Here is a 26,285-nt window from a genome sequence, read left to right on the forward strand (position 1 = left end):
TCTTGAACCCGGAAAGCCTTATCGAACTTGCCTATTATAAAATGCCGTTTGGTAAATACCAAGACCGGTATCTTGTAGAAATTCCCGAGTATTATTTCACTTGGTTTAAGCAAAAAGGCTTTCCTGAAGGGAAACTGGGTTTTATGATGCAGCAAATGCACGAGATTAAAATCAATGGCTTAGAAGAGCTTATTTTTAAAATCAAACGACAATACCCAGCGCCTCAGCCTAAAAGAAAACCTTAAAAATTATCCTAAAATCCGCTTAAAAGGTTCGTCAATAAATCGCTATCTTTGCATCCCGTAGACGCGCTCTTCATGTTAAAAAGAGCTTAAAAAATAATCAGGATACAGATGGCAGATACAAAGTACATCTTCGTCACGGGCGGGGTTTCTTCTTCATTAGGTAAAGGTATAATCGCAGCTTCATTGGCTAAATTACTTCAGGCTAGAGGCTATAGCGTGACTATTCAAAAATTAGACCCATACATTAATGTTGATCCGGGAACACTTAACCCTTATGAGCACGGAGAATGCTATGTTACCGATGATGGTGCAGAAACCGATTTAGATCTGGGGCATTACGAGCGCTTTTTAAATGTGAATACTTCTCAGGCTAATAACGTGACCACAGGTCGTATTTATCAAAGCGTTATTGAAAAAGAACGCCGCGGTGAGTTTTTAGGTAAAACCGTTCAGGTGGTGCCGCACATTACTAATGAAATTAAAGAGCGTATCAAACATCTTGGGAATACCGGAGATTATGATATCGTGATCACTGAAATAGGCGGGACCGTTGGGGATATTGAGTCGTTACCGTATATCGAATCGGTACGTCAGTTAAAATGGGAATTAGGTGATGAGAATGCTTTGGTAATTCATTTAACGCTGGTTCCTTACCTCTCAGCAGCAGGTGAATTGAAAACCAAGCCTACGCAGCATTCGGTAAAAACTTTGATGGAAAGCGGAATCAAAGCTGATATTTTGGTTTGTCGTACCGAGCACGAATTGAGCGACGATCTCCGTGAGAAGTTGGCGCTGTTTTGTAATGTACGCAAAGAGGCGGTGATTCAGTCTATTGATGCATCAACGATTTATGATGTGCCTAACTTGATGTTAGAAGAAGGGCTTGATACCATCACGCTTCAGAAGCTTAGCTTATCTCAGGAGAATGAGCCGGAACTTATCCGCTGGAATGAATTCTTACGCAGACATAAAAATCCAAAGGCTGAAGTAACTATTGGTCTTATTGGTAAATACGTTGAACTTCAGGATTCGTATAAGTCAATTCTTGAGGCCTTCATTCACGCCGGTGCTGAAAACGAAGTAAAAGTACGTGTAGAGCCTATTCATTCTGAATTTATTTCGCAGGATGTGATTCAGAATAAAATTTCAAAACTCGATGGTTTGCTTGTTGCTCCAGGTTTTGGTGAGCGCGGTATCGAAGGAAAGATCAAAGCGGTGCAATATGCCCGTGAACATAAAATTCCGTTTTTAGGAATTTGCTTAGGAATGCAAATGGCAGTTATTGAATTCTCGCGCAACGTCGCAGGATTAAAAGATGCCAATTCTACCGAAATGCAAAAAGATACTTCGGCTCCTGTAATCTCGTTGATGGAAGATCAAAAAGACCTAAAGCATATGGGCGGAACGATGCGTTTAGGGGCTTGGGATTGTAAATTGGCTGCGGGTAGTATCGTTGCTGATGTTTATGATGCAGAAATGATCACCGAGCGTCACCGTCACCGTTACGAATTCAACGATTCTTATAGAGAAACGCTTGAAAAAGCCGGACTTAAAATCACCGGGACCAATCCAAAAACGGGCTTGGTAGAGATCATTGAGATGGAAGATCATCCTTGGTTTGTAGGAGTACAATACCATCCTGAATATAAGAGTACTGTGGCGAATCCGCATCCGCTTTTTGTGGCGTATGTTCAGGCTGCAGTAAAATACAGTCAATCAAAAAGTTCCGACAATGTGGCACATAACTAATCTATGGGATTGTTATTGCTTCTAGCCACTCAAGCATTTTAGCCGGGTTTCCCGTAAACTAAATTACACACGAATACAATTAGGCGTAAGCCTCGATGATTATGGAAGAAAAGAAATTTGACAAACAGTCAATGATTGGGTTCCTTTTAATAGGAGCTATTTTATTATTTATGCTTTGGCAAAACCAGCCTTCTGACGAAGAGCTTGCTGCGCAGAAAGCACAAGAGGAGCAGGTGGAAGCTCATGAAGCAGCTGCGGAAAAAGCATCACAAACCGATGCTGTGGTTGAAAGCACCACGCCGCAAAATGATTCTTTGGCCTTGGAGCGCTACAAAGCTACTTTAGGGAGTTTTGCGTACTCAGCAACTTTACCTTCAGCGACAGACGATGTCACCGAACTGGAGAATGATGTGTTGGCGCTTAAAGTGAGTAACAAAGGCGGTTTTATTACCGAAGCGCGTTTGAAGAATTTTAAAAGTTATGATTCGGTTCCTGTTTATCTCATTAAAGATGGAAACAGCAGATTTAATTTAACTTTCAGTACCACTGACAACCGCACGTTGAATAGTGAGAACCTGTACTTTGAACCTTCATTATCAAAAGAAGGAGAGAATCAAGTACTTTCTATGAAGCTCAAAGTTTCAGATTCAGAATATTTAGAATACCGTTATACATTGAAGCCAGACGATTATATGATGGGCTTCGGTATAAAAACTGTTGGTTTACAAAATGTGGTTAATACCTCGCAGCCTATCAATTTAGATTGGCAATTGAAGGGCTATCGTCACGCAAAAAGTATTACTTATGAAAATCGTTACACACGCCTTACCTACGAATATGAAGAAGGCGATCACGATAAATTAAGCCAGACCGGTGACGATGATGCGATCGAGACCAATGTAGACTGGTTTAACTTCAGACAGCATTTTTTCAGTTCTATATTATTAACCGATCAACCTTTTGACGAAGTGCGGTTTTCTTCTAAAAACTTGGTTGAAGATGAAGAAGTGGATACCGTATATACCAAGCAGTATGCTGCAAATATGCAACTGAAGCCGGTAAATGGTGAGCTTAACTATGCGATGGACTTCTATTACGGTCCTACCGATTACCAAATCTTAAACAACTACGATCGTGATATTGATGAAGCGATGCCGCTAGGTTGGGGTATTTTTGGTGTGATCAATAAATACTTGATCATTCCGTTCTTTAATTTCTTGATTGCGTATTTCCCTGCGGGAATTGCTATTATTTTATTGACGATCTCTATCAAATTATTACTTTCTCCGGTGCAATACAAGCAGTACTTGTCTCAAGGGAAGATGAAGGTGTTAAGACCGGAGATCAATGAGATTAATGAGAAGTATGCAGATAACCCGATGAAAAAGCAGCAAGAAACGATGAAGCTGTATAGTAAAGCCGGTGCCAGCCCATTGAGTGGGTGTATTCCCGGATTGCTTCAGATTCCTGTGTTTTATGCTTTGTTTACCTTTTTCCCTTCGGCATTTGCATTAAGACATAAGAGCTTCCTTTGGGCAGACGATTTATCGAGCTATGATAAAATTGCAGACTTACCGTTCCATATTCCGTTTTACGGAGATCACGTGAGCTTATTCCCGATTTTAGCGTCTATTGCGATCTTTATTTATATGACGATGACCACCGGTCAGAGTATGCAGCAAGCGCAGCAACCGGGAATGCCTAATATGAAATTCCTGATGTATCTATCGCCGATTATGATGTTGTTTTTCTTCAACAACTATGCGAGTGGATTGAGTTTGTACTACTTTATTTCAAACCTGATCACCATCGGAATTATGCTTGTGATCAAGAATTTTATTTTAGATGAAGATAAAATTCACGCGAAGATCGCTACAGCTAAGGCAAAGCCGAAAAAGAAAAGCAAATTCTCTCAGAAGTTCTCTGAGATGATGGAGCAAGCTGAAAAACAGCAACGCAATAAGTAATCTTTTTTGTCCCAACTTAAATAGAAAAACCCTTCAAGAATTCTTGAAGGGTTTTTTGTTGCAATTTTTCTTTTTCAATGGATTATAAGCCCGGAAGCAAAACGGTATCAATAGCGTGGACCACTCCGTTAGAAGCTTGTACATCAGTTACTACGATAGTGCTCACTCTTCCGTTAGCATCTGTAAGCGTAGCATTAGAAGCATCTACTTCAATAGCACCGCCTAAAGTAGTTACTGTTCCCGTGGTAAGATCTTCAGCTCTTACATTAGCTCCATTCACCACGTGTAATGAAAGCGCTGCGGCAAGTACGCTTGTATCTAGATCACCAAAGCCTGAAATTTCAAGCTCTGCTAATAGATCAGCAAAAGCATCATTAGTTGGAGCGAAAACGGTGAAGGTTCCGGCAGAAGTCAGCGTATTTACAAAAGAGAAAGACGCATCTGCAGTAAGTGCTGTTTCTAATTGTGTAAAAGTAGGATCAGCCACTGCAAAAGTTGCAACGGTAGGCAATGTGATCACGGCGTCTACAGTATGCACAATTCCATTAGAGAATTCAAAGTCTGTTGCGGTTACATTAGCACCACCCTCAAGTTCAGAACCTCCATTAATAGTAACTACATCGCTATCTACATTGATGTACATACTTAGATTTGCATCTGTATCTGCATAGGTAGCCAAGTTATTTACATACCCGGTCGCCAAACTGCTAGCACGTGCTTCTACTGCTAAAACGTGATTCAATAAGATTTGCGTTAAATCTTCTACCGGAACATCTGCAACGGCAGTTCCGTCCAGATACGCCTCAAATGCAGCGTTATTGGGAGCAAACACCGTGTAAGTACCTTCTGCATCAAGCGTAGCAGTAAGTCCGGTGCGGTCTAGTGCTTCTGCTAAAGATGAATAATCTTCTTCACTTGCTACAAAATCTGCAATAGTTTCAGATTCTTCAGTGATCATCCCGGCATCATCGTCATCGCTACACGATGTAAACCCCGCTAGTAGTGCGGTAAACAGGATTAAATGGATTTTTGTTGTTAACTTTTTCATAGGATTTGATTTTTGATTTTGGTAAAAATAGAAGTTGTTCGCATTCAGAATGTTTAACAGATAGTTAAAAAGATTAAACAAAAACTTATATTTTTATACATGAGCTTCGATGTGGCCAAGCAGAAAAACTCTTTTAAACTTTCGTAATTTTGTACCATAGAATTCGACTTAGCATTCAAATTAAACAGTATGAAAACCGTAGTTGTAGGTCTTAGTGGTGGAGTGGATAGTAGTGTTTCTGCCTATTTGCTCAAGGAAGCCGGATATAATGTTATTGGCCTTTTTATGAAGAATTGGCATGATGATTCGGTGACTATTTCAGATGAATGTCCGTGGCTTGATGACAGCAACGATGCAATGTTAGTCGCCGAAAAACTAGGTATTCCTTTTCAAACGGTGGATTTAAGTGAGCAATATAAAGAGCGTATTGTAGACTACATGTTTCGGGAATATGAGATGGGCCGCACCCCTAATCCTGATGTGCTTTGCAATCGGGAGATCAAGTTTGATGTCTTTATGAAGATCGCCCTAGAATTGGGCGCAGACTTTGTTGCTACAGGGCATTATTGTCAGCGAGGCGAAACAGAGATTGATGGCAAATCGGTTTGTCAATTGCTTGCCGGGGCTGATGCTAACAAAGATCAGTCCTATTTCTTATGCCAGTTATCTCAAGAGCAGTTGTCTAAAACTTTATTTCCTATTGGGCATTTGCAAAAAAGCGAAGTGCGTAAGATAGCAAAGGAACAGGATTTGGTCACTGCAGAGAAGAAAGACTCTCAAGGCTTATGTTTTATAGGAAAAGTGCGTTTGCCAGATTTCCTTCAGCAGCAATTGAAGCCTAAAGAAGGGGTGATCGTTGAAATTTCAGCAGCTCGCGCCCAGGAAAAAATTGAAGATTTACACGAAAGTAGTGCTGCAGATGTGGCTGTAGAAGATGTTACTGTTTTAGCTAAAAAGCCAAAATACAGCTTAACCGATGGAAAAATCGTTGGAAAGCATCAAGGCGCACATTACTTTACAAAAGGACAGCGTAAGGGGCTCGCAGTAGGCGGGACTCCTGAGCCACTTTTTGTTATTGATACTGATGTTGAGGAAAATATCATTTACACCGGGCAAGGTAAAGAGCATCCGGGATTATTGCGCAAGGCACTTTTTGTACAGGAAAGTGAAGTGCATTATATTAGAGAAGACCTCAAGCTAGCAGAAGGTGAAGTTAGAGCAACAAAAGCACGTATACGTTACCGCCAGCCGCTAGAAAATGCGTGGTTGCACAAAGTGGAAAACGGTCTGTTTGTTTCGTTTGAAAATCCGCAAGCTGCGATTAGCGAAGGGCAATTTGTTGCTTGGTACGATGGCGCAGAATGTTTAGGCAGCGGTGTAATCTCATAAAGCTTTATTTTGAATATAATAACAGCACTTTTTGATATTGAATATCCATTAATTCAAGCCGGAATGGTCTGGAATAGTGGCTGGGAACTCGCCAGCGCTGTGAGTAATGCCGGAGGGCTGGGACTTCTTGGTGCAGGCTCTATGTATCCTGAAGTGTTACGTGAGCATATTCAAAAATGTAAAGCGGCTACCACAAAACCTTTTGGTGTCAACGTGCCACTGCTGTATCCTGATATTGATAAATTAATGCAAATCATTATCGAGGAAGGAGTACAAATCGTCTTCACCAGTGCCGGAAACCCTAAAACCTGGACTTCACATCTCAAAGAGCACGGTATAAAAGTTGTGCACGTAGTAAGCAGTGTAAAGTTTGCTTTGAAAGCCCAAGAAGCAGGTGTGGATGCCGTGGTTGCTGAAGGCTTTGAAGCAGGAGGCCATAATGGTCGGGAGGAGACAACGACCTTCGCGTTGATTCCCATGGTGAAAGAGGAACTTGATATCCCTTTAATTGCTGCCGGCGGTATTGCTACCGGAAAAGGAATGCTTGCTGCGATGATTTTAGGAGCAGATGGTGTGCAGATCGGCAGCAGGTTTGTAGCTACGCCCGAAGCCAGCAGTCATCAAGCATTTAAAGATCTGGTGGTGGAGGCAAAAGAAGGCGCTACCGAACTTACATTAAAAGAGCTTGCTCCAGTAAGATTACTTAAAAATAAGTTCTATACTGATGTGAAGCAGCTTTATGAAACTACGCCTACTAAAGAGCAACTCAGTGCTTTACTAGGCCGAGGAAGAGCTAAAAAAGGAATGTTCGAGGGTGATCTTGAAGAAGGCGAACTCGAAATCGGTCAAATCGCCGGACTCATTCACGAGATCAAGCCTGCGGCGGCTGTCGTAGACGAGATCATTTCAGAATTTCAGGCTACAAAACTCCCTGAGTTGTAAACATAGAAAAGGGCGCTCATAGCGCCCTTTTTACTTTTTAATTAATTCTTATTATACCGTTTCTTGCGACCAAGTCATCGATTCAAAAATCTCTTGAATCATCGCCTTATATTCAGCATCTGAATCACCTTTAACCGCCATTGAAAAGTCGGCATAAACCGGTTGTGAATCTCCTGAAGCATTTAATTGAATCAAGTAATGATCTACCTGCGCTGAACCAATACTGTTCAATGCTCGATAAGAATACACCTCGTATTCACCCATTTTCTCAGGGGTGTTGTTTTCAATTTTCTGCTCTAAAGCTTCATCGTTGCTCATTGTCATAGAAACGATGAATCCGTCAGTCAGACCACCGTAAAAGGAGTTGTCTTCTCCGGTGTATCTAATGATCATTTGTGTACCTGATCCTTCTACCGAAGCTCGCTCGGGATGTAAAAAGCTCAACTTCCAACCTTCCATAAGGCTCGGACTCTTATAAACTTCGTACCCTTCAGGAACTACTTCTTCAGCAGGTGGTTGCGGTTTAGTAAGTTCGGTTTCTGCAGGTTTGTTTTCAGCAAGATCTTTTTTAGTTGTTTGCGTATTACACGCCAAAATCGCTAATGAAAAAATAGCTGTGCCTGTATATATCAATAAACGTTTCATCTTTTTAGATTTTAATGTTTAGAGCTAAACTAGGGCTATATTCCACAGCCTAATGCTTAAGAAGTATTAAAAAAATTCAGGTTTTGTTAAGCTCTGTTAAGTGAAAATTCTAAAAATTCACATAATTTAAAATACTAATATGTTGATTAACAGATGAGTGTTTGATGTGCTTAATAAAAGCGGTTATGAATGTTAAATGTGCAAAAAGAAGACTACGCGCGTTCTGGTAAAATCTGTTTTTTAAGCTGAAGTAGACTTTTTCCTGATTGAGTCTTTACAAATTTATGCAGGTGACTTTCATCAGTAAACCCGAAATCAAGACTGAGTTGTTTGGTACTCAAGTGACCGTGTTTTAGACGCTGTTTTAATAAGTTGAAGCGATAATCCTGAATGTACTTTTTAAGCGAAGCTCCAATATTCTTTTTAAAAAGGATGCCGATGTAATTTGGTGAATAGTGAAAATGCTGCGCGATCTGCTTTTGAGAAACACTTTTAGGATCGTAAATGTTGAGCTCAATATATTCTAGCAAGGCTTCGGTGATATCTGAGTCGGCTCTTCGTTGTTGCTTTTTATCGCAATTCGGCCCATTTCTATTCAATACCAATAATATGGCTTTAAAGTGATGATTGACCAGCTTTTTGCTTAAAAGTGCATTACGTTCATATTCGGTTACAATGAGCTTAAACAGATCGTCAACAATACTAACATCCTCCTTGTTTCTTAGCAAATTCCGTTTTCTACTCCATTTTTTACTCAATAATTTATCAATATGTTGATTCCATACCGCCGGATTTTCGCCATCAAAGGTGTCAAAGTAAAGTTTGGTAAACTTAAAATAGACAAAGTTTGTAGTCTTTTCAATAATGAATTCGTGTTCGTCTTCGGGTCCTAGTAAATAAAGGTGCCCGGGCTCGTAAGGTACTAAACTATTGTTGAGATGGTGAATGCCGCTGCCAGACCTGATGAAGATCACTTCATAATGATTGTGGTTATGCAACGGATGCTGCCAAACATCAGTAGTAAAGTCGTCAACGATTAATCTGTTAAACTGAGTATAACGTTTCATAATGTAAAATTACAGTTTAATCATTTGTTTTTACAAGAAAGTTGAGGTCGTTCTGTTGTTATTTCGTAGAAAAGAAAAACAGCTAATGCTTAAAACTGAAGAACTGTCCCAAACAGCAGGACTTCAATATAGCCTTAACCCACCTCACAGTTATGACTAAGAAGCAAGCAGCCTATACGTTGGCGCGATTGCCTATCGGGTTTAGTTTTTTAGGACACGGTTTTATACGTATCCCTAAACTCACGGCTTTTGCGCAAGGTATGACCAACTCCTTTGCCGAAACCTATTTGCCGGTTGAACTCGTTAAGCCTTTCGCCCTTATACTTCCATTTGTCGAGTTGTTATTGGGAATAGCGCTTATCATTGGTTTTAAAGCAAAGGAGACTGCTGCTGTGAGTATTGTACTAGTGTGCGTACTTATTTTTGGCAGCTCGTTTCAAGAGAATTGGTCGGCGGTTGCGATTCAACTTTTTTACGGGTTGTACCTCGCAATCCTCTTCTTGTTTTCAGAACACAATCAAGGCGTTTTAAGCAAAAGCAACTAACAATAAAAAAAAGCTATGGATTTACAGTTAAAAGGAAAGTCTGCATTGGTAACCGGTTCTACTGCCGGAATAGGAAAAGCTATTGCCAAAGGTCTGGCGCAAGAAGGTGCGCACGTAATTATCAATGGAAGAAAAGCCAAGGATATCGCAGAAGTTATTAAAGACTTGAAGAAAGAAACCGGAAACGAAGAAATTACTGGCATCGTTGCCGACTTCGCAAAAAAGGAGCACATAGATCATCTACTAGAGGAGATTCCTGATGTAGATATTCTCGTGAATAATGTGGGGATATTTAATCAGGTTGATTTTGAGAATATCACAGATGACGAATGGTTTGAGATGTTTGAAGTGAATGTGATGAGTGGCGTACGTCTCGCGCGTCATTATTTCCCTAAAATGTTGAAGAAAAATGAAGGCCGAATTATTTTCATCTCAAGTGAATCTGCGCTGAATATTCCAACCGAAATGGTACACTACGGCTTCAGTAAAACTGCCCAACTTGCGATCTCAAGAGGTCTAGCAAGGCTGAGTAAGGGAACTAATGTGACCGTAAACAGTGTATTGCCGGGGCCAACAATGAGTAGAGCAAATGCCAATGATCTCGAGGAAACCGCCAAAGAACAGGATACTTCAGTAGAAAAAGTTGTTGAAGCATTTTTTGAAGAGCGCAGACCAACTTCCCTCATTCAACGATTTGCAGAGACAGAAGAGGTAGCTAATATGGTCGTTTATGTTGCGAGTCCGCTTTCAGCAGCCACAAATGGGGCAGCATTACGTGTAGATGGCGGTGTGGCAAACTATATTGTATAGCTATGAGGAATACAATCACAGTAGCTATTGCCATCCTTTTTGGAGTTTTAGTTCGTGCACAGGAAATGAAGACGATCAAGGTCGAAAACAACTTGTATATGGTGGGCGACCGTACCTATTCTTGTTTTTATGTGACTGATGATCAAGTTGTGGTTATAGATCCCTTAGATGCACGACACGCTGAAGCCACGATGAAGGCTATAAACAAGGTGACTGATTTGCCGGTTAAAACAGTGTTTTACAGTCATAATCATTGGGATCATATTAGCGGAGCTCAAATTTTTAAAGCAGAAGGTGCAACAATCATTAGTCACGAGAAAGCGGCAGAAACAATTACGCCCAATCCGGATGTTTTGATGCCTGATCAAACCTGGACGGGAAGCGATACCATTTATTCCTTTGGAAATAAGCATATCGAGTTATTTTTCTACGGAAGAAATCACGGAGACGGAATGACCGTATTTAGATTTCCTGAGCATAACATCGTTTTTACCATTGATCTCGTTGTGCCAGATCGCGTGCTTTATGCATATCTCCCGGACGCTGACCCTAAAAACTGGGTGGCATCGCTAAAAGAGATTCAGCAGTTGGATTTTGATACTTTATTGATGTCGCACGTGCGCGCCGTAGGTACGCGCAAAGACCTCACGCTGATGCAAAATTACTTTGATGATTTGTATGCGGCAGTTGAAACAGAGCTGGATAACGGGACTAATCTGTTTAAAATTCCGAATAAGGTTGAGTTGCCAAAATACAAACATTGGAAAAATTATGAAGAATGGCTGCCTATGAACGTGTGGCGCATTCTTATGGAAAAATCAATAGGACAATAATTAGAAAATTAAAAGCAATGAAAAAGATACAAATAGGAACCACCGATTTACATGTAGCACCTATTAATTTAGGAGGAAATGTTTTTGGCTGGACCTTAGATGAAAAACAATCATTTGAAATTCTGGATGCCTTTGTAGATCAAGGTTTCAACTTTATTGATACCGCAGATATGTACTCGTATTGGGTAGATGGAAAAGATGGCGGTCAGTCTGAAACCATATTAGGTAAATGGATGAAATCTCGCGGAAACAGAGATCAAATCATAATGGCGACTAAAGTAGGAGGAGAAACCGGAACACATCCTGTTGATACCAGCAAGAAACATATTCTGGAAGCGGTTGACAAATCCTTAAAGCGCTTACAAACAGATTATATTGATTTGTATTATACGCATTTTGATGATGAAAAAACTCCGGTGGAAGAAACGCTTGAGGCATACGATGAAATCATAAAAGCCGGAAAGGTGCGTCATATTGCGGCTTCAAATATTTCACCAGAACGATTAGAAGCTTCCTTTGCAGCTTCAGAAAAAAATAATCTGCCTAAGTATCAAGCCTTGCAACCGCACTATAATTTAGTAGAGCGCGAAGGCTACGAGAGCAACTATGCACCTTTGGCCGAAAAATATAACTTTACAGTATTTCCGTATTGGTCATTAGCCGCAGGCTTTTTAACCGGTAAATACCGCTCTGAGGACGATCTGAATAAGAGCGTACGCGGAGATAGTGTAAAAAAATATCTAGATAAGAAAGGACTCGAAGTTTTAAAAGCCTTAGATCAAGTTTCTGAAAAGCATAACACATCTCAAGCGACGGTCTCCTTGGCTTGGTTGATGGCGCAACCACATATAGGCGCTCCTATTGCCAGCGCGACGAGTGAAAAGCAATTGAAGACCATTTTTGAAGCACCAAAATTAAAATTAGATTCTGAAGATCTTGCTGTTTTAAACACAGCGAGTAAGTAAGTTTAGTTAGTTGTTTTGATTTTAAAAAGGGGAACTTTACACTAAAGTTCCCCTTTCTATTTGGATGGCTAGTTCAAATAAATAATCTTAATTACCGGGCACAATTTCAAAAGAGAAAATATTGCAGAAACGTCCTGGTGTTTGTCCCCATTGTGTGGTGACCTGACCGATGGTAATGGTTGTAGCTTCTTCTATGGTATAAGGAATGCTGTAGACTTCCGGGGTGCCGGAATTAGCAGTAGTATGTATGCGTTCGTAAGCAAGAACTTCGGCAGAGGTTGTTACATCAGCCACGTCAGGTAATGTTGTTCCTTTAGCGATCACAAAATAAGCACCGCCTTCATCACTCTCACTGTGGTTACTGTCTCTTACAGAAACTTCTAACGCAAATTCGCCGGGACCGGTCATTACTGATTGGTAAACTTTTCCATTTGTGATAGCAGGAGCTCCCCAGCCAGATTCAATATTAAAAATATTGTTGTTCCACTCATCCCAACCGCCGTGACCGTTATGAATGAGCACGGGATCTGTAGTAGTCCAATCTTCAAGAATTCCCCAGCGACCGCTTATAGAGCTTGCCGCAAAAGGTACAGCAGCATTTACGAGTTTAGGAAACTCAATAGGCATATAGCTCGCATTGTCTGTATAAAACGTATCGACAGCCACAGGAGAGGGCACAAATACGCTGCGATAGCTGTACGACGTACCCGCTTTGAAGTCTGTGATTTTAAGATCGTTTTTACTTACCGGAATAAAAAGCTCTTCTTGGGAACCTTCGGTAGTTTCATAATTGAGTTGTGTACCGATGACACCGGTACTTAAATCCATCTCACCAAATTCGATAGTTAACGAACTTTCTTCAAGAACATTGGCGTTAACAGGACGATTAAATAAAAGGTTGCTGTAATTATCGCCGTAAACTTCTGAGCCTCCTTTTAAGAGGATTGAGCCATCTCCGGCGGCGGTTACTGTTTGCACCTCAAATGCATAAAATTTTTCATCTAGGTTTTCGATATACGTTGAAATTTGCTGCGCTTCAGAAGAAGAGGAGACCGCAATGGTCTTGGAATCTGATTGCTCATTCCAGTAAATTCTAATTTCAGCAATATTGGCATTGGCAGGAACTGTTCCTTCTACAAAAACTCGGTTTTTTCCTGGTTTGACCGAAAAGGATTGCAGCTGAGCAACCGTAGCTTCTTCTGGTTCTACCGGTAAGGTATCGTCTGAATCACAAGATACCATAAAGGTGCTTCCAAGTGCCAGAAAACTCAAAATGAAAAAAGGATGTAAGCGTAATTTTAATTTCATGTGTACTACGTATGATTAAACTTTATTAGCGATATCGATTGCGAAGAACATGGTGTTCGCTCATATCCCCGTAAAATTAATTAAGGGTTCGCATTTGTCTAACCTGTAGTGTCCTGCTTAAATCAACTGAAATTCAAAGGATTATTTGAATAATAGAAGGAGCGTACTTCAAGCAAGCGTTTGAAAAGTCATTTACTTTTGCCTGATCACGTCGCCCATAATGTAATCTTCGATCGTGATGCTTTGATCATTGCTATGCAATACACTTATTTCTCCGGTAGTTTCTAAAATCACCGCTTTTACCTGACTCAATCTGATCACATTAGCTTCGCGTAATTTAGACTGCAATTCGGCCTGAGTCACTTTACTGGCTTTCATATTTTCTTCTAATATTTGACCGTTTTCCATCAGCAGCAAGGGATCGTTGTCAATAAGGTCTTCAGCTTTTTTTGACTTGAAGCGCAATAGGGTTACCGCGTAATTCAAAGCAAAAAGTGCGAGTAATATAAAAGCCCCCAAAAGAATTGCCGGTTTACTCGAGTTGATGCTCATCCCAATAATGTTACCAATGGCAACTGTGATGACAAAATCAAAGCCGGTCATTTTACTAAAACTTTTCAGTCCAAAAATTCGCGTCAATACAACAACGAGCAAGAAAATAAAAAGCGTTCCCAGAAAAACTTCAGGGATCATAGTTAGGTTTTTAAAAAAGTAAGAAGTATCCATAGTAGCGGTGTTAGGTTGCGTTTGAAGTTACTTATTCAACGTGTTGCAACCGCTTTTAGCGCTATTAAATAATTTCTAAAGCGTAGCTAAGATTTTGCCAAAATTACCGCTTGATACGGTTCAAGCTGGAGCTCGTTAGCTTTTTTATTCAGATTAGAATAATTGTTGATTTTTAGCTCTGAAAAATTGCCGAGCTCTTCAAGTATTACCGAAACTTTTTCTTTGCTAAAATTGAGAATAACAAGAAACTGCTCGTCGCCTAAACTGCGTGTGTACGCATGTACATGAGGATGTTCGGGTAATAAAAGCGCGTAGTCTCCATAAATCAAGACATCTGATCCTCTTCTTAGAGCAGTCATCTTTTTAAAATGATTTAATACCGAATTTTTATCGGCTAGTTCTGCTTCGGTATTTACGTCAACATAATTAGGATTTATAGGCAGCCAAGGATTCCCGGAGGTAAAGCCTGCATGTTCTGAAGCATCCCATTGCATCGGGGTTCTGCCGTGGTCGCGGGAGCCAAAGCGTAAATTCTGTATAAAAGTTTCCATATCTTCACCTTGACTTTTTGCTTTTTTGTATCCGTTAATGGCGGCGATATCCTGGTAATCTTCAATATTTTGAAGTTTTGGATTATTGGTCATTCCCAATTCGTCCCCAAAATAACAATAGGGTGTACCACGCATACTTAAAATAAACGTGTTGAGCATTTTTGCAGATGGAGCACGATACGGCAGACTGTCATTTGCATACCTACTTACCATACGGGCTTGGTCGTGATTAGACAAGAAAATGGAAATCCACCCTTTGTCTGCAAAAGCACTGTCCCATTTTGAGAAGGTTTCTTTAAAAGTTGAAAGTTTATACCCTTCTGCTTTAGGAATATCGACTCCGTCAAAGGCGTATGCCATATTGATCTCGTTACGGTCTGCATCAACGAGTTCGTGTGCTTCTTCAAGCGTTCTACCTGCGCCTTCGGCCACGCTCATCACGTCATATTTGCTAAAAACTTGCTCATTCATTTCCTTTAAATAATCGTGCAGACCATCTTGCATGGCGTAATACTGAATGAAGTTTTTCTCAAAACCTTTAGGAAACTCAGGAAATGTGGTGTCTTTTGCTGCAAACTGAAAAGCATCAAGTCTGAAACCATCAACACCTTTTTCTGCCCAATACGTCATAATATCGTAAACTTCTTGCCGCACTTTTGGATTCTCCCAATTTAAATCAGGTTGTTTTTGAGAGAAGTAATGCAGATAGTAGGCGTCGGTTTTTTCGTCATACTTCCAAGCGTTTCCTTCTGCATCAAAAAGACTGTAACGGTAAGGTGGTTCTCCTTTTTCTGCCGGCCACCAGTGGTAATAATCGCGATAAGGGTTGTCTCGAGAGCTACGACTTTCTTTAAACCACGGGTGTTCATCGCTGCTGTGATTTACTACAATATCCATCACGAGCTTTATGTCTCTGGCGTGCATCTCAGAAAGCATCGTGTCAAAATCTTCCATAGTGCCAAAATCACTCATGATGTTTCTATAATCGCTCACATCATACCCGTTGTCATCATTGGGCGAGCTATAAATCGGATTGAGCCATACCGCCGTAACTCCTAGATCTTTCACGTAGTCTAGCCGGTTGATGATTCCTTGTAAATCTCCTACACCATCACCATCAGTGTCTTGAAAACTTCTTGGGTAAATTTGATAAACGATGGCTTCTTTCCACCATTTTTTGTCAATGGATTGCTCTGGTTCTGTTGAAGTATTTGACGTTTTTTTATTTTCATTACAGCTAATAATAACAGAAAGTAGCAAACTAAAAAGTAGAAGTTTTTTCATAGTTATCTTTTAAACAGTGGTTGTAAATTCAAGGTGTTAATTTTTGTCTTGAACTGATAGTTCATTCAAAATCAGGTATAAAATACTATTTTTAGAAATCACTACAACGCTTTCGATATCTTTTTTTAAGCATTTAAAATTATAATTGCTCGTTTCTTTAAACCCTTTTATAAGCGTATTTTTGCACTAAAGATTCATTTATGACACCAGTTAAGGCGTGGGTTTCTGCAGCCCGAATTCGTACTTTGCCGCTTTCCGTTTCAGGGATTATTGTAGGAAGCTCAATGGCGTATAACTCCGGATTTTTTAGATGGGATATTTGTATTCTGGCGTTATTGGCAACTTTGGGATTTCAGATTCTATCTAATTTTGCCAATGATTATGGCGATGGTGTTAAAGGGACCGATAATCACGAACGCATTGGTCCTGCAAGAGCAATGCAAAGCGGACTGCTTACAGCCAAGCAATTAAAAAACGGAATGGTTTTTACCGCTTCGGTAACGCTTTTGATCAGTATCGCACTAATTTATACCGCATTTGGCTCAGAACGCTTTTTAGAATCTGTGTTGTTTTTTGTGTTGGGTTTGTTGGCCATTCTCGCTGCCGTAAAATACACAGTTGGTAAAAGTGCTTACGGATATATGGGACTTGGAGATTTGTTTGTATTTATCTTTTTTGGCCTTGTCGCAGTAGCAGGGAGTTACTACTTATATGCGGCACAGCTGGATGCTGTTGTTTTTCTTCCGGCATTAACTGTTGGCTTTTTGAGCATAGCGGTCTTGAACCTCAACAATATGAGAGATCGGTTGAGTGACGCTCGTGCAAAAAAGAATACATTGGCTGTTTTTCTAGGGCCAAAAAAATCGAAGTTCTATCACTACTTTTTAATCGTGGGAGCGCTAGTGGCGAGTTTACTATTTTTCCATTTTACCAATACCTATTTGTGGTCTGTAATTGCCTGTGTTGTTTTTATTCCGTTAGGAAAACATCTGGCGTATGTGGCGCAAAATGAAAGTCCGGCGTTGTTAGATCCTGAACTCAAAAAAGTAGCACTGGCCACGTTTTTCTTTTCGGTCTTATTTACCTTAGGTTTTTTATTTTAAATCGTTTTTTAACGAAAACTTATAGTTAGGGATTTTCTGTTGTGCTTTAGCTTATCGAAATTTAATTGCAAAAATTTACAACTATGAAAATTACCTATTACGGGCAAAACTGTTTTGGCCTTGAAACAAAGGAAGCCACCATTCTTACAGATCCCTTTATAACCGGAAACGAACTCGCTAAAGATAAAATAGACATCGCAGATCTTAATCCGGATTATATTTTTTTGACCCACGCACACCAAGATCATACCTTAGATGCTGAGACTATCGCAAAACAAGCGGATGCGATTATCGTAAGTAATTTTGAGATCGCTAATCATTACGGCGAAAAAGGTATTGAAACGCACCCGATGAATCATGGCGGAAGCTGGAAATTTCCATTCGGTAAAGTAAAATATGTAAATGCCATTCACACAAGCTCTTTTCCTGACGGAAGCTACGGCGGGCAACCCGGTGGTTTTGTGTTCAGCATAGATGATAAAACCATTTATATGGCAGGCGATACTGCACTTACGATGGATATGAAACTGATTGGGATGGAGTTTGATCTTGATCTAGCTATTTTGCCAATTGGTGACAATTTTACCATGGGGATCAAAGATGCCGTTTTAGCCAGCGATTTTATAGAATGCAACAACATCATAGGATGTCATTATGATACCTTTGGCTATATAGAGATTGATCATGAAGGCGCTAAAAAAGCCTTTGATGCCGTCGAAAAACAACTTACCCTTTTAGAAATAGGAAGTTCGTACGAACTCTAAACACGTGATTTTTGACAGCATCTTATAAAAAATTCATTTTAAATTTTAAACGCCCCAGCGGAACATCGCGGGGCGTTATGAATGTAAAAGAGACATGGTTTCTTAAAATCGAAGAGCTAGATAAAGTCGGTTTTGGAGAATGCGGGATTCTACGCGGCCTTAGTATTGACGATCGTCCTGATTATGAAGATACCTTAAAATGGGTTTGCGATAACATTCATCTGGGGGAAGAAACGCTTTACGAGCGGCTTACTGACTTCCCGAGTATTCAATTTGGCGTAGAAATGGCTTTTAGATCATTTCACGCTAAAAATCCTTTTGAACTTTTTCCTTCTGCATTTACGCAAGGAAATGAGGGGATCGCCATTAACGGTCTCATCTGGATGGGATCGCCTGAATTCATGCAAGACCAGATTACCGAAAAACTCTCGGCAGGATTTGATTGCATTAAAATGAAAATTGGAGCCATCGATTTTGATGCTGAAATTGAACTGCTTCAGGGAATTCGAGACCGTTTTCCGAAAGAAAAAATTACGCTGCGTGTCGATGCTAATGGTGCTTTTGCTCCAGCCGAAGCGTTACAGAAATTAGAACGTCTTGCAGCATTAGATTTACATTCTATCGAGCAGCCTATCAAACAGCAACAGGAAGATGCGATGGCACAGTTATGCGCAACAACCCCGTTGCCGATCGCGCTAGATGAAGAATTGATAGGTGTTTTTGGCTATGCTAAGCAAAAGGAGTTATTGCAAAAAATAAAACCTCAATATATTATTTTAAAACCCAGCTTAGTTGGTGGTTTCCGCGGATGCGATACTTGGATTCAACTCGCGGAAGAGCAGGGTATAGGATGGTGGATCACTTCAGCATTAGAAAGCAATATTGGGCTCAATGCCATTGCACAATACACCTATACTAAAAGTACTAGTATTCCACAAGGTTTGGGTACTGGTGCGTTATATACAAATAATGTATCTTCCCCATTAGAAATTAAACACGGTGAATTGTGGTATATGCCTGAGAATCGCTGGAGTTTTCAATTTTAATTTATGTTTATAGTACAGGCGTTTAAAGCGTTACACGAGTTCTGGAGATATCTTGTAGGTTCAGTTCTTATAATTGCTGCATCAACTATAGGTCAAATACCATTTACTCTTGCCATTCTAGGAAAACTATGGATGGATAATCAAGGTAGTCCTGAAGAATTAGGAAATGCAATGGGCAGCCTGGATCAAGCTACGCTGATGGGTGTATTGGATAAAAACTTGACCTTGTTCTTATTGTTATTATCTTTTGTGTTTGCTCTAGGTGGTGTTTTTCTTGCTGTAAAATATCTGCATAAGCAGAAGATGAAAGATATTATCACTACGCGGAAAAAGTTTGACTGGGGACGCGTATGGTTTGCGTTTATAATGATTACCATTTACACAATAGGGACGACTTTACTTTCCTATTATATAGCTCCGGAAGAGTTTGAGGTCACCTTTGACTTGATTCCATTTTTAATTTTATGTGTGGTTGCTATTCTTTTTGTGCCCATACAAACCAGCGTAGAAGAGTTCGTTTTTAGAGGATATTTAATGCAAGGATTTGGGGTTTTAGCAAAAAACAGATGGTTTCCTTTAGTGATGACTTCGTTTATTTTTGGAGGTCTTCATTATTTTAATCCAGAAATTGGTGCCATGGGTGACATTGTTATGGTATTTTATTTCGGTACCGGTTTGTTACTTGGAATAATGACCTTGATGGATGAAGGAATGGAACTTGCCTTAGGCTTTCACGCAGCAAACAATTTAATTTCAGCGTTATTAGTTACCGCTGATTGGACAGCCTTTCAAACCTATTCTATTTTCAAAGACATCTCTGATCCCACCGCCGGAATTGTAGATGTATTGCCCGTTTTTATAATTTATCCTATCTTTTTAGGGATTTTGGCTTATAAGTATAAATGGACCGGCTGGAAAGAGAAACTCTTCGGTCTCGTTAAAAAACCAAAAGAAACACAACTTGAAGATAATTTAGTGCCTGATTAAATTTGATGTGATGTCTAAATATCCTGTACACCCCGAATTTCAACTCAACGGAATGTCTCTCAAAGCTGCCAGCTTACGAGAATTTGCTCAAGAAATTCAGAAAACAGGAGAGCTTTATGAGCAAGAACTAGGCGAATTTATTCTAGACTGGCTTAACGATAAAGACTACGTACTCGTCAATACTTCGGGATCTACCGGTGCTCCTAAAAGCATCAAATTGCTTAAAAAACATATGGTCAACAGTGCCAAAGCCACCGGCAAACGCTTTGATCTAGAAGCCGGGGCAACTGCTTTACATTGCTTACCTACTCGATTTATAGCAGGTAAAATGATGTTAGTACGAGCAGTGATTTTAGGTTGGAAACTTGATGTGGTACCGCCTAAATCAAATCCGTTAGATCAGGTATTAAAGCGTTATGATTTTTCGGCAATGACTCCTTTTCAGCTTGATAATAGTATTGCTAGAATGCATCTGCTGGCTAAACTCATTGTAGGTGGCGGTCCGTTTTCACAAACCTTAAAAGAATTGGTTCAGGATTGCCCAACCAAGATCTACGAGACTTACGGTATGACCGAAACGATCACCCATATTGCGGTACGTCGGGTAAATTCTAAAAAAAATAGAGAAGGGGAGCCGCCGTTTAAAACCCTGAGCAAGGTTACGGTAAGCAAAGACGAGCGGGGTTGTCTGGTGATCAAAGCGCCTAGAGTGGCTACAGATCCTATCGTTACGAACGATCTAGTAGATCTTATATCCTATAAAAAGTTTCACTGGCTGGGCCGCATAGATAACGTGATCAACAGTGGCGGGATTAAACTTTACCCGGAGTCGATTGAAAAAAAACTGGCCCATCAAATAGATGTTCCGTTTATTATTGGTGCCGAAGAAGATGCGGTTCTTGGTGAGAAATTGATCTTGGTTATCGAGTGTGATAGTTTTGATGCTTCTCGCCTCAACTTTGAAGTTTTGGGTAAGTATGAAACGCCAAAACGTATCTACTGTACGCCAAAATTTATTCGCACAAATAACGGTAAGGTCAAGCGTGGCGCTACGCTTAAATCCCTCACGGCAGCCGAAGAGATTTAGGCGCAATTTGTGTTTAGGCCTTAACACAGAACATTCTCAGATTTAAAACGAACTTACTATCTTTGGCAAAATTTTATATTATGCGCTATCTTTTTATCATCGCAATCACTTTGTTTTCAATGCAATCTATCTATGCTCAGTACGGTTACGGTAGGGGATATGGTGGTTATGGAGGCTATGGCCGCAGTCGTATGGGAAGTATGATGGGAGCCAGTCAAACGCCACAAGGTCCTACGGAAGAACCTCCAACAGCTGCTGAAATTGCTGAAGAGCGTTTGCCTGATTATGTAGCAGAATTTGAACTAGATCCTTTTCAGACTGAAGTTCTTCGCACGTATTTAGAAGATTATTTCAATAAGGTAATGGGGCTTCAAAAAGATGAAACCAAAGATGCCGAAACGATGCGTAAAGATTTTGAGCGTATGCAAAATGAATTTAAAGCAGATCTTAAATCAATCCTCACCGAAGAAGAAGTAGAAAAACTCATAGCGATGGATTTCTCAAATTCGGCGGTGCGGAAACGAAAGAAAAACCGTGATAATTAAATCATTATAACCAGCATTGAGATTTACCGATTTTTAGTCTAATTGAATCTCAAAACGGAATTTAAAAGGTGCCTAGAGCACCTTTTTTTATTGGGGTTTAATACGTAATTTAGAGTTGATTTTAAACTCTTATAATGCGTAAAATACTTCTCCTACTTGTTTGTCTTTTCTTCTTAAATATACCTTTTTCTTACAGTCAGATTTTACCGGAACGCGACCGGGCAGTGCTCGTTGATAAAATTCTTTCTGAGCGTTTTAAGCGGGTTTTGCCTGATGTGATGTCGCGCAGCGACATTGATATGTGGGTGCTCATTACACGAGAATATAATGAAGATCCGGTAGTGCGTACGATGTTGCCGGCAACGTGGCTCAATGCAAGAAGACGCACAATGCTCGTTTTTTATTGGGACGAAGATCGCTTTAAGTTAGAAAAATTGGCGGTAGCCCGATATAATATTGGTGACAACATTACTTCGGCGTGGGATAAGGAAAAGGAGCCGGATCAATGGAAAGCGTTGATGGAGCTTATCACAAAATACAATCCGCAAAAAATAGGTTTAAATTATTCTGATAACTACGGAATTGCAGACGGAATTTCAAAAACAGATTATGAGCTGTTTATGAATACACTTCCCGAAAACTATAAGAACAAGGTAGTTTCGGCTGAAGATCTCGCGGTAGGTTGGATCGAAACCCGCACGGCTCTTGAAATGCAATTGTTTGAAGAATTGGTGGGGATCACGCACGATATTATTCGAGAGGCATTTAGTTCAAAGGTGATTACACCGGGAAAAACAACCACCGAAGACGTGGTGTGGTTTCTAAGACAAAAAGTTACCGATATGGGACTAGAGACTTGGTTTCACCCAACTGTGGACCTTCAACGTGACAGCGAACCTTTAGAAAGTCATATCACAGCCTTTACTAATCACAGCGAAGGCCAAGTAATTCAGCCGGGAGATTTATTGCATTGTGATTTTGGGATCACCTATTTAGGCTTAAATACAGATTGTCAGCAGCACGCTTATGTCTTAAAAGATGGTGAAACTCAAGCCCCGGAATTTTTAAGGGAAGCGTTTAAAAAGGGCAATCAACTTCAAGACATACTAACCGGTAATTTCGCAACCGGAAAGTCGGGTAATGCAATTTTAAAAGAATCACTTGAAGAAGCTAAACAAGCCGGACTTCAGCCTTCTATCTACACCCATCCACTAGGCTTGTATGGGCATTCTGCGGGGCCAACCATTGGGATGTGGGATGCACAAGAGGGCGTACCGGGATCTGGTGATTACCCTTTATATGAGAATACGACCTATGCGATAGAATTAAACACCACGGTGACGCTGCCACAATGGGATAAAGACATTCGCATTATGCTCGAAGAAGATGGCTTTTGGGGTGCTAACGGATTCAAGTATATCAATCAACGTCAAGAAGCTTTGCTGCTGCTGAAATAAAGCATTCTTTACTTTAGAAGACTGCTTCAGCTTGTTTATGCTTCCTGGGCAGTTAATTTTGCACGCTTTTTTCGCAGAAGCATTACACTAATTGATAATAATATTCCGCCAAAGGCGAGACAAGCACCTACTAATTCAGGAGCCGTATAGCCATAACCCGCTGCAATAGGTAAACCTCCTAAATAAGCGCCTACCGCATTGGCGATGTTAAATGCAGCTTGATTCACAGAAGAAGCAAGCATTTCAGACTCTTTAGCAGATTTGATCATCAACATTTGTATGGAAGGTGCAGTAGAAAACGCAAACGCGCCGGTAACAAACACCATCAACAACATCGCCCATTGAATAGGAGCGATCAGCGAAATGGTTATCAAACAAAGCGTCATCGCGCTCAGTAAAATAGCAGTAGCTTTTATAGGAGAAAATGTATCGGCAAGTTTTCCTCCCAGAACATTTCCGCAGGTCATTCCTAATCCTGCAAGCATTAAAATGAAGATCACCATATCATTGTCAAAGCCACTCACTTCAGTAAGCAGTGGGGTGATGTAGCTGTACCACGCAAAGAAACCTCCGGTACCAATAGCGGTAATCCCTAAAATAAGCCAGAGTTCTGTACGCTTAAAGATTTTCAATGCTTGTTTTATAGGAATAGGTTCAGATTTTTCAATCTTCGGAAGCCAAAATCGTATGGCTAAAACCGTAATCAGTCCTATTACTACTACGATCATAAAAGTGTAGCGCCACGAAATATTATGCCCTACGTAAGTCCCTAGCGGAATCCCAATGATATTGGCAACGGTTAGTCCGCTAAACATCATAGCCACGGCACTTGCTGCTTTTTCCTTTGCAACAAGCCTACTGGCAACAACGGCACCAACACCAAAAAACGCTCCGTGCGGTAAGCCCGAAAGCAATCTTGAGATCAGCATAAGTCCGTAGCTTGATGCAAATACAGATAAAGAGTTAAAAACGGTAAAGGCTATCATTAGCGAAAAAAGAATCTTTTTAGGCGAATAGTTGCCTGCGATTCCCACAAGTATTGGTGCGCCAATAACTACGCCTAGCGCATAAGCAGAAATAAAATGCCCCGCCTGCGGAATGGTTATATTCAAGTCTTTAGCAACGTCAGGTAAAATACCCATCATCACAAACTCAGTCATACCAATACCAAAACCACCTATTGCTAATGCGATCAGACTCTTTTTAAACATGTAAAGTGTTTTTAATTACCTGTCAAACCAAATGACAGGATACAATCTGGCAAAGATAGGATAGTTATTTGGGCTTAAACTATGTTGACTTAACCGATTTAGTCACTAAAAAAGTGCAAAATACAACAGGTTTCTTTTAGAATGTTCAGTTTGTGGAGGTTGCCTGCTAAACTTGAATTACTCCTAAATTGAATTTCTTTTCAATAGGAGCGTGGTTAGCAGCTTCAATACCGGTAGAAATCCATTTACGCGTATCTAATGGATCAATAATGGCGTCAGTCCAAATTCTGGAAGCTGCATAATACGGTGAAACCTGCTCATCGTAGCGTGCTTTAATTTTGTCGTAAAGTTCCTTTTCCACTTCGGGCGTAATCTCTTTACCCTGCTTTTTGAGCGAAGCCGTCTCAATTTGAAGTAAAACTTTTGCAGCGCTATTTCCGCTCATAACTGCCAATTCCGCAGAAGGCCAAGCAGCGATCAGTCGGGGATCATACGCTTTTCCGCACATCGCATAATTTCCGGCACCGTAAGAGTTACCAACTACAATGGTGAATTTAGGAACCACGCTATTACTAACGGCATTAACCATTTTCGCTCCATCTTTAATAATGCCGCCGTGCTCACTTTTGCTCCCCACCATAAAACCGGTAACATCTTGTAAGAAAACAAGCGGTATTTTTTTCTGATTGCAATTGGCAATAAAACGAGTGGCTTTGTCTGCACTGTCGCTATAAATCACTCCGCCAAACTGCATCTCGCCTTTTTTGGTTTTTACGATCTTACGTTGATTGGCCACAATGCCTACCGCCCAGCCGTCAATGCGCGCATAGGCAGTAATGAGCGTTTGACCATATCCTTCTTTGTATTCTTCAAATTCAGAATTATCAACCAGACGCTTTATGATTTCGGTCATATCATATTGGTCGCTGCGTTTGGCAGGCAGGATTCCGTAGATATCTTGAGGATCTTCCTTAGGTTTGGCTGCATCAATACGATTAAAACCGGCTTTTTCAAAATCACCAATTTTACCCATTATATTTTTGATTCGAGTGAGTGCATCCCGATCGTCTGTAGCTTTATAGTCGGTTACACCGCTAATCTCGCAGTGTGTGGTTGCGCCGCCCAGCGTTTCATTATCTATAGTTTCGCCAATGGCAGCTTTGACAAGGTAGCTTCCGGCGAGAAAAATACTCGCCGTTTTATCTACGATCATTGCTTCATCGCTCATAATAGGTAAGTAGGCGCCACCGGCGACACAACTGCCCATTACCGCACTTATTTGCGTAATGCCCATACTACTCATCACCGCGTTATTTCTAAAAATGCGGCCAAAATGTTCCTTATCAGGAAAAATCTCATCTTGCATTGGTAAATACACTCCTGCACTGTCTACCAAGTAAATAATGGGCAGTCTATTTTCGATACTAATCTCTTGCGCGCGTAAATTCTTTTTTCCGGTGATCGGGAACCAGGCACCTGCCTTTACCGTAGCATCATTAGCAACAACAATACATTGCTTACCGCTGATGTGGCCCATTTTTACCACCACGCCACCACTGGGGCAGCCCCCGTGTTCTGCATACATTCCTTCACCGGCAAAAGCGGCGATCTCAATGGCTTTTTCGGCGTCGTCCAATAAAAAATCAATACGTTCTCGAGCTGTTAATTTTCCCTTTTCATGATGTTTTGCGATGCGCTTTTCACCACCACCCAATTGCACTTTAGCAAATCGGCGTTTTAAATCAGAAACTAAAAGTTTGTTATGGTCTTCGTTTTTATTGAACTTAATATCCATTGAAATAATATGTAAGAGTATTTTTTAGATTGCTAAAAAATACTTGTGAAGTGTATTAATGTGTGTGAACGAAAATACGAAATCACGGGCTTATGAAATCGTTATACTTATGTGAAAAACGCGATATTTGCGTTTAAATGGAATTCCCGGTGATGCGTTGTGCGCTTATGAAACTTAGGTTGTAGTATTGCATTCTGGGCTGTAACTTCCCAAAAT

General features: G+C 40.5%; 24 protein-coding genes. 16 read left to right on the top strand and 8 right to left on the bottom strand.

Features of this window, described 5'->3' with window-relative positions; translation table 11 throughout:
* Positions 1–2 precede the first annotated feature (2 nt).
* The 3 genes from BUA96_RS12935 (at position 3) to yidC (ending at position 3,961) form a co-directional block, all read left to right on the top strand.
* Positions 3–245, top strand: a complete 243-nt coding sequence (locus BUA96_RS12935) for a DUF3820 family protein (protein ID WP_084673160.1) — start codon at positions 3–5, stop codon at positions 243–245.
* A 108-nt stretch (positions 246–353) separates the two neighbouring features.
* A complete protein-coding gene (locus tag BUA96_RS12940) occupies positions 354–1,994 on the top strand; it encodes a CTP synthase (protein WP_072983701.1) in 1,641 nt (546 codons plus the stop codon).
* 101 nt (positions 1,995–2,095) lie between these two features.
* Positions 2,096–3,961 carry a membrane protein insertase YidC gene (gene yidC, locus BUA96_RS12945; RefSeq protein ID WP_072983896.1) on the top strand — a complete coding sequence of 622 codons (1,866 nt, stop codon included), beginning with the start codon at positions 2,096–2,098 and terminating at the stop codon, positions 3,959–3,961.
* An 82-nt stretch (positions 3,962–4,043) separates the two neighbouring features.
* On the opposite strand, the gene BUA96_RS12950 is transcribed toward yidC, so the two are convergent.
* Complete coding sequence (locus BUA96_RS12950; protein ID WP_072983897.1) at positions 4,044–5,009, bottom strand: fasciclin domain-containing protein; 966 nt, start codon at positions 5,007–5,009, stop codon at positions 4,044–4,046.
* A 189-nt stretch (positions 5,010–5,198) separates the two neighbouring features.
* On the opposite strand from BUA96_RS12950, the gene mnmA reads away from it, so the two are divergent.
* Entirely contained in the window at positions 5,199–6,398 is a 1,200-nt protein-coding gene (gene mnmA / locus BUA96_RS12955) for a tRNA 2-thiouridine(34) synthase MnmA (RefSeq protein ID WP_072983703.1), read from the top strand.
* Positions 6,399–6,404: 6 nt separating this feature from the next.
* A complete protein-coding gene (locus tag BUA96_RS12960) occupies positions 6,405–7,340 on the top strand; it encodes an NAD(P)H-dependent flavin oxidoreductase (protein ID WP_072983705.1) in 936 nt (311 codons plus the stop codon).
* A 51-nt stretch (positions 7,341–7,391) separates the two neighbouring features.
* On the opposite strand, the gene BUA96_RS12965 is transcribed toward BUA96_RS12960, so the two are convergent.
* Complete coding sequence (locus BUA96_RS12965) at positions 7,392–7,985, bottom strand: hypothetical protein (RefSeq protein ID WP_072983706.1); 594 nt, start codon at positions 7,983–7,985, stop codon at positions 7,392–7,394.
* Between the two features lie 212 nt (positions 7,986–8,197).
* On the bottom strand, positions 8,198–9,052 hold the full coding sequence (locus tag BUA96_RS12970; protein WP_072983708.1) for an AraC family transcriptional regulator: 855 nt from the start codon (positions 9,050–9,052) through the stop codon (positions 8,198–8,200).
* A gap of 152 nt (positions 9,053–9,204) precedes the next feature.
* Here BUA96_RS12970 and BUA96_RS12975 point away from each other — a divergent pair, with 152 nt between their 5' ends.
* The 4 genes from BUA96_RS12975 to BUA96_RS12990 are packed head-to-tail and all read left to right on the top strand — an operon-like array spanning position 9,205 to position 12,205.
* Positions 9,205–9,597: a DoxX family protein gene (locus tag BUA96_RS12975; protein WP_072983710.1), complete on the top strand. Its 393-nt coding sequence runs from the start codon at positions 9,205–9,207 to the stop codon at positions 9,595–9,597.
* A 15-nt stretch (positions 9,598–9,612) separates the two neighbouring features.
* On the top strand, positions 9,613–10,407 hold the full coding sequence (locus BUA96_RS12980) for an SDR family NAD(P)-dependent oxidoreductase (RefSeq protein ID WP_072983712.1): 795 nt from the start codon (positions 9,613–9,615) through the stop codon (positions 10,405–10,407).
* A gap of 2 nt (positions 10,408–10,409) precedes the next feature.
* The gene (locus BUA96_RS12985) at positions 10,410–11,240 is read left to right on the top strand and encodes an MBL fold metallo-hydrolase (protein ID WP_072983714.1); all 831 of its coding nucleotides are present in this window, start codon (positions 10,410–10,412) and stop codon (positions 11,238–11,240) included.
* A 17-nt stretch (positions 11,241–11,257) separates the two neighbouring features.
* Entirely contained in the window at positions 11,258–12,205 is a 948-nt protein-coding gene (locus BUA96_RS12990) for an aldo/keto reductase (protein ID WP_072983715.1), read from the top strand.
* Positions 12,206–12,292: 87 nt separating this feature from the next.
* Here BUA96_RS12990 and BUA96_RS12995 read toward each other — a convergent pair whose 3' ends face one another.
* From BUA96_RS12995 to BUA96_RS13005, 3 genes are all read right to left on the bottom strand, one after another.
* Positions 12,293–13,513, bottom strand: a complete 1,221-nt coding sequence (locus BUA96_RS12995; protein WP_072983717.1) for a DUF4998 domain-containing protein — start codon at positions 13,511–13,513, stop codon at positions 12,293–12,295.
* A 192-nt stretch (positions 13,514–13,705) separates the two neighbouring features.
* Complete coding sequence (locus BUA96_RS13000) at positions 13,706–14,239, bottom strand: DUF421 domain-containing protein (RefSeq protein WP_072983719.1); 534 nt, start codon at positions 14,237–14,239, stop codon at positions 13,706–13,708.
* Between the two features lie 86 nt (positions 14,240–14,325).
* Positions 14,326–16,074 carry a glycoside hydrolase family 13 protein gene (locus BUA96_RS13005; RefSeq protein ID WP_084673161.1) on the bottom strand — a complete coding sequence of 583 codons (1,749 nt, stop codon included), beginning with the start codon at positions 16,072–16,074 and terminating at the stop codon, positions 14,326–14,328.
* A 200-nt stretch (positions 16,075–16,274) separates the two neighbouring features.
* Here BUA96_RS13005 and menA point away from each other — a divergent pair, with 200 nt between their 5' ends.
* From menA to BUA96_RS13040, 7 genes are all read left to right on the top strand, one after another.
* On the top strand, positions 16,275–17,177 hold the full coding sequence (gene menA, locus BUA96_RS13010) for a 1,4-dihydroxy-2-naphthoate octaprenyltransferase (RefSeq protein WP_072983720.1): 903 nt from the start codon (positions 16,275–16,277) through the stop codon (positions 17,175–17,177).
* Positions 17,178–17,260: 83 nt separating this feature from the next.
* Complete coding sequence (locus BUA96_RS13015; RefSeq protein ID WP_072983722.1) at positions 17,261–17,941, top strand: metal-dependent hydrolase; 681 nt, start codon at positions 17,261–17,263, stop codon at positions 17,939–17,941.
* Between the two features lie 11 nt (positions 17,942–17,952).
* Positions 17,953–18,987, top strand: a complete 1,035-nt coding sequence (locus BUA96_RS13020; protein ID WP_072983724.1) for an o-succinylbenzoate synthase — start codon at positions 17,953–17,955, stop codon at positions 18,985–18,987.
* Positions 18,988–18,990: 3 nt separating this feature from the next.
* Positions 18,991–19,974: a CPBP family intramembrane glutamic endopeptidase gene (locus BUA96_RS13025; RefSeq protein WP_072983726.1), complete on the top strand. Its 984-nt coding sequence runs from the start codon at positions 18,991–18,993 to the stop codon at positions 19,972–19,974.
* Between the two features lie 10 nt (positions 19,975–19,984).
* Positions 19,985–21,061 carry an AMP-binding protein gene (locus BUA96_RS13030; protein ID WP_072983728.1) on the top strand — a complete coding sequence of 359 codons (1,077 nt, stop codon included), beginning with the start codon at positions 19,985–19,987 and terminating at the stop codon, positions 21,059–21,061.
* Between the two features lie 80 nt (positions 21,062–21,141).
* Complete coding sequence (locus tag BUA96_RS13035; protein WP_128755703.1) at positions 21,142–21,606, top strand: hypothetical protein; 465 nt, start codon at positions 21,142–21,144, stop codon at positions 21,604–21,606.
* Positions 21,607–21,740: 134 nt separating this feature from the next.
* Complete coding sequence (locus BUA96_RS13040; protein ID WP_128755704.1) at positions 21,741–23,063, top strand: M24 family metallopeptidase; 1,323 nt, start codon at positions 21,741–21,743, stop codon at positions 23,061–23,063.
* Positions 23,064–23,098: 35 nt separating this feature from the next.
* Here the strand turns inward: BUA96_RS13040 and BUA96_RS13045 are convergent, their stop codons facing one another.
* On the bottom strand, positions 23,099–24,274 hold the full coding sequence (locus BUA96_RS13045) for an MFS transporter (RefSeq protein WP_072983733.1): 1,176 nt from the start codon (positions 24,272–24,274) through the stop codon (positions 23,099–23,101).
* Between the two features lie 166 nt (positions 24,275–24,440).
* Positions 24,441–26,069 (bottom strand): acyl-CoA carboxylase subunit beta, encoded by a 1,629-nt coding sequence (locus tag BUA96_RS13050; RefSeq protein WP_072983734.1) that lies wholly within the window; start codon positions 26,067–26,069, stop codon positions 24,441–24,443.
* Positions 26,070–26,285: the final 216 nt, after the last annotated feature.

Source organism: Leeuwenhoekiella palythoae, from assembly GCF_900130045.1.
Taxonomy (GTDB): Bacteria; Bacteroidota; Bacteroidia; order Flavobacteriales; family Flavobacteriaceae; genus Leeuwenhoekiella; species Leeuwenhoekiella palythoae.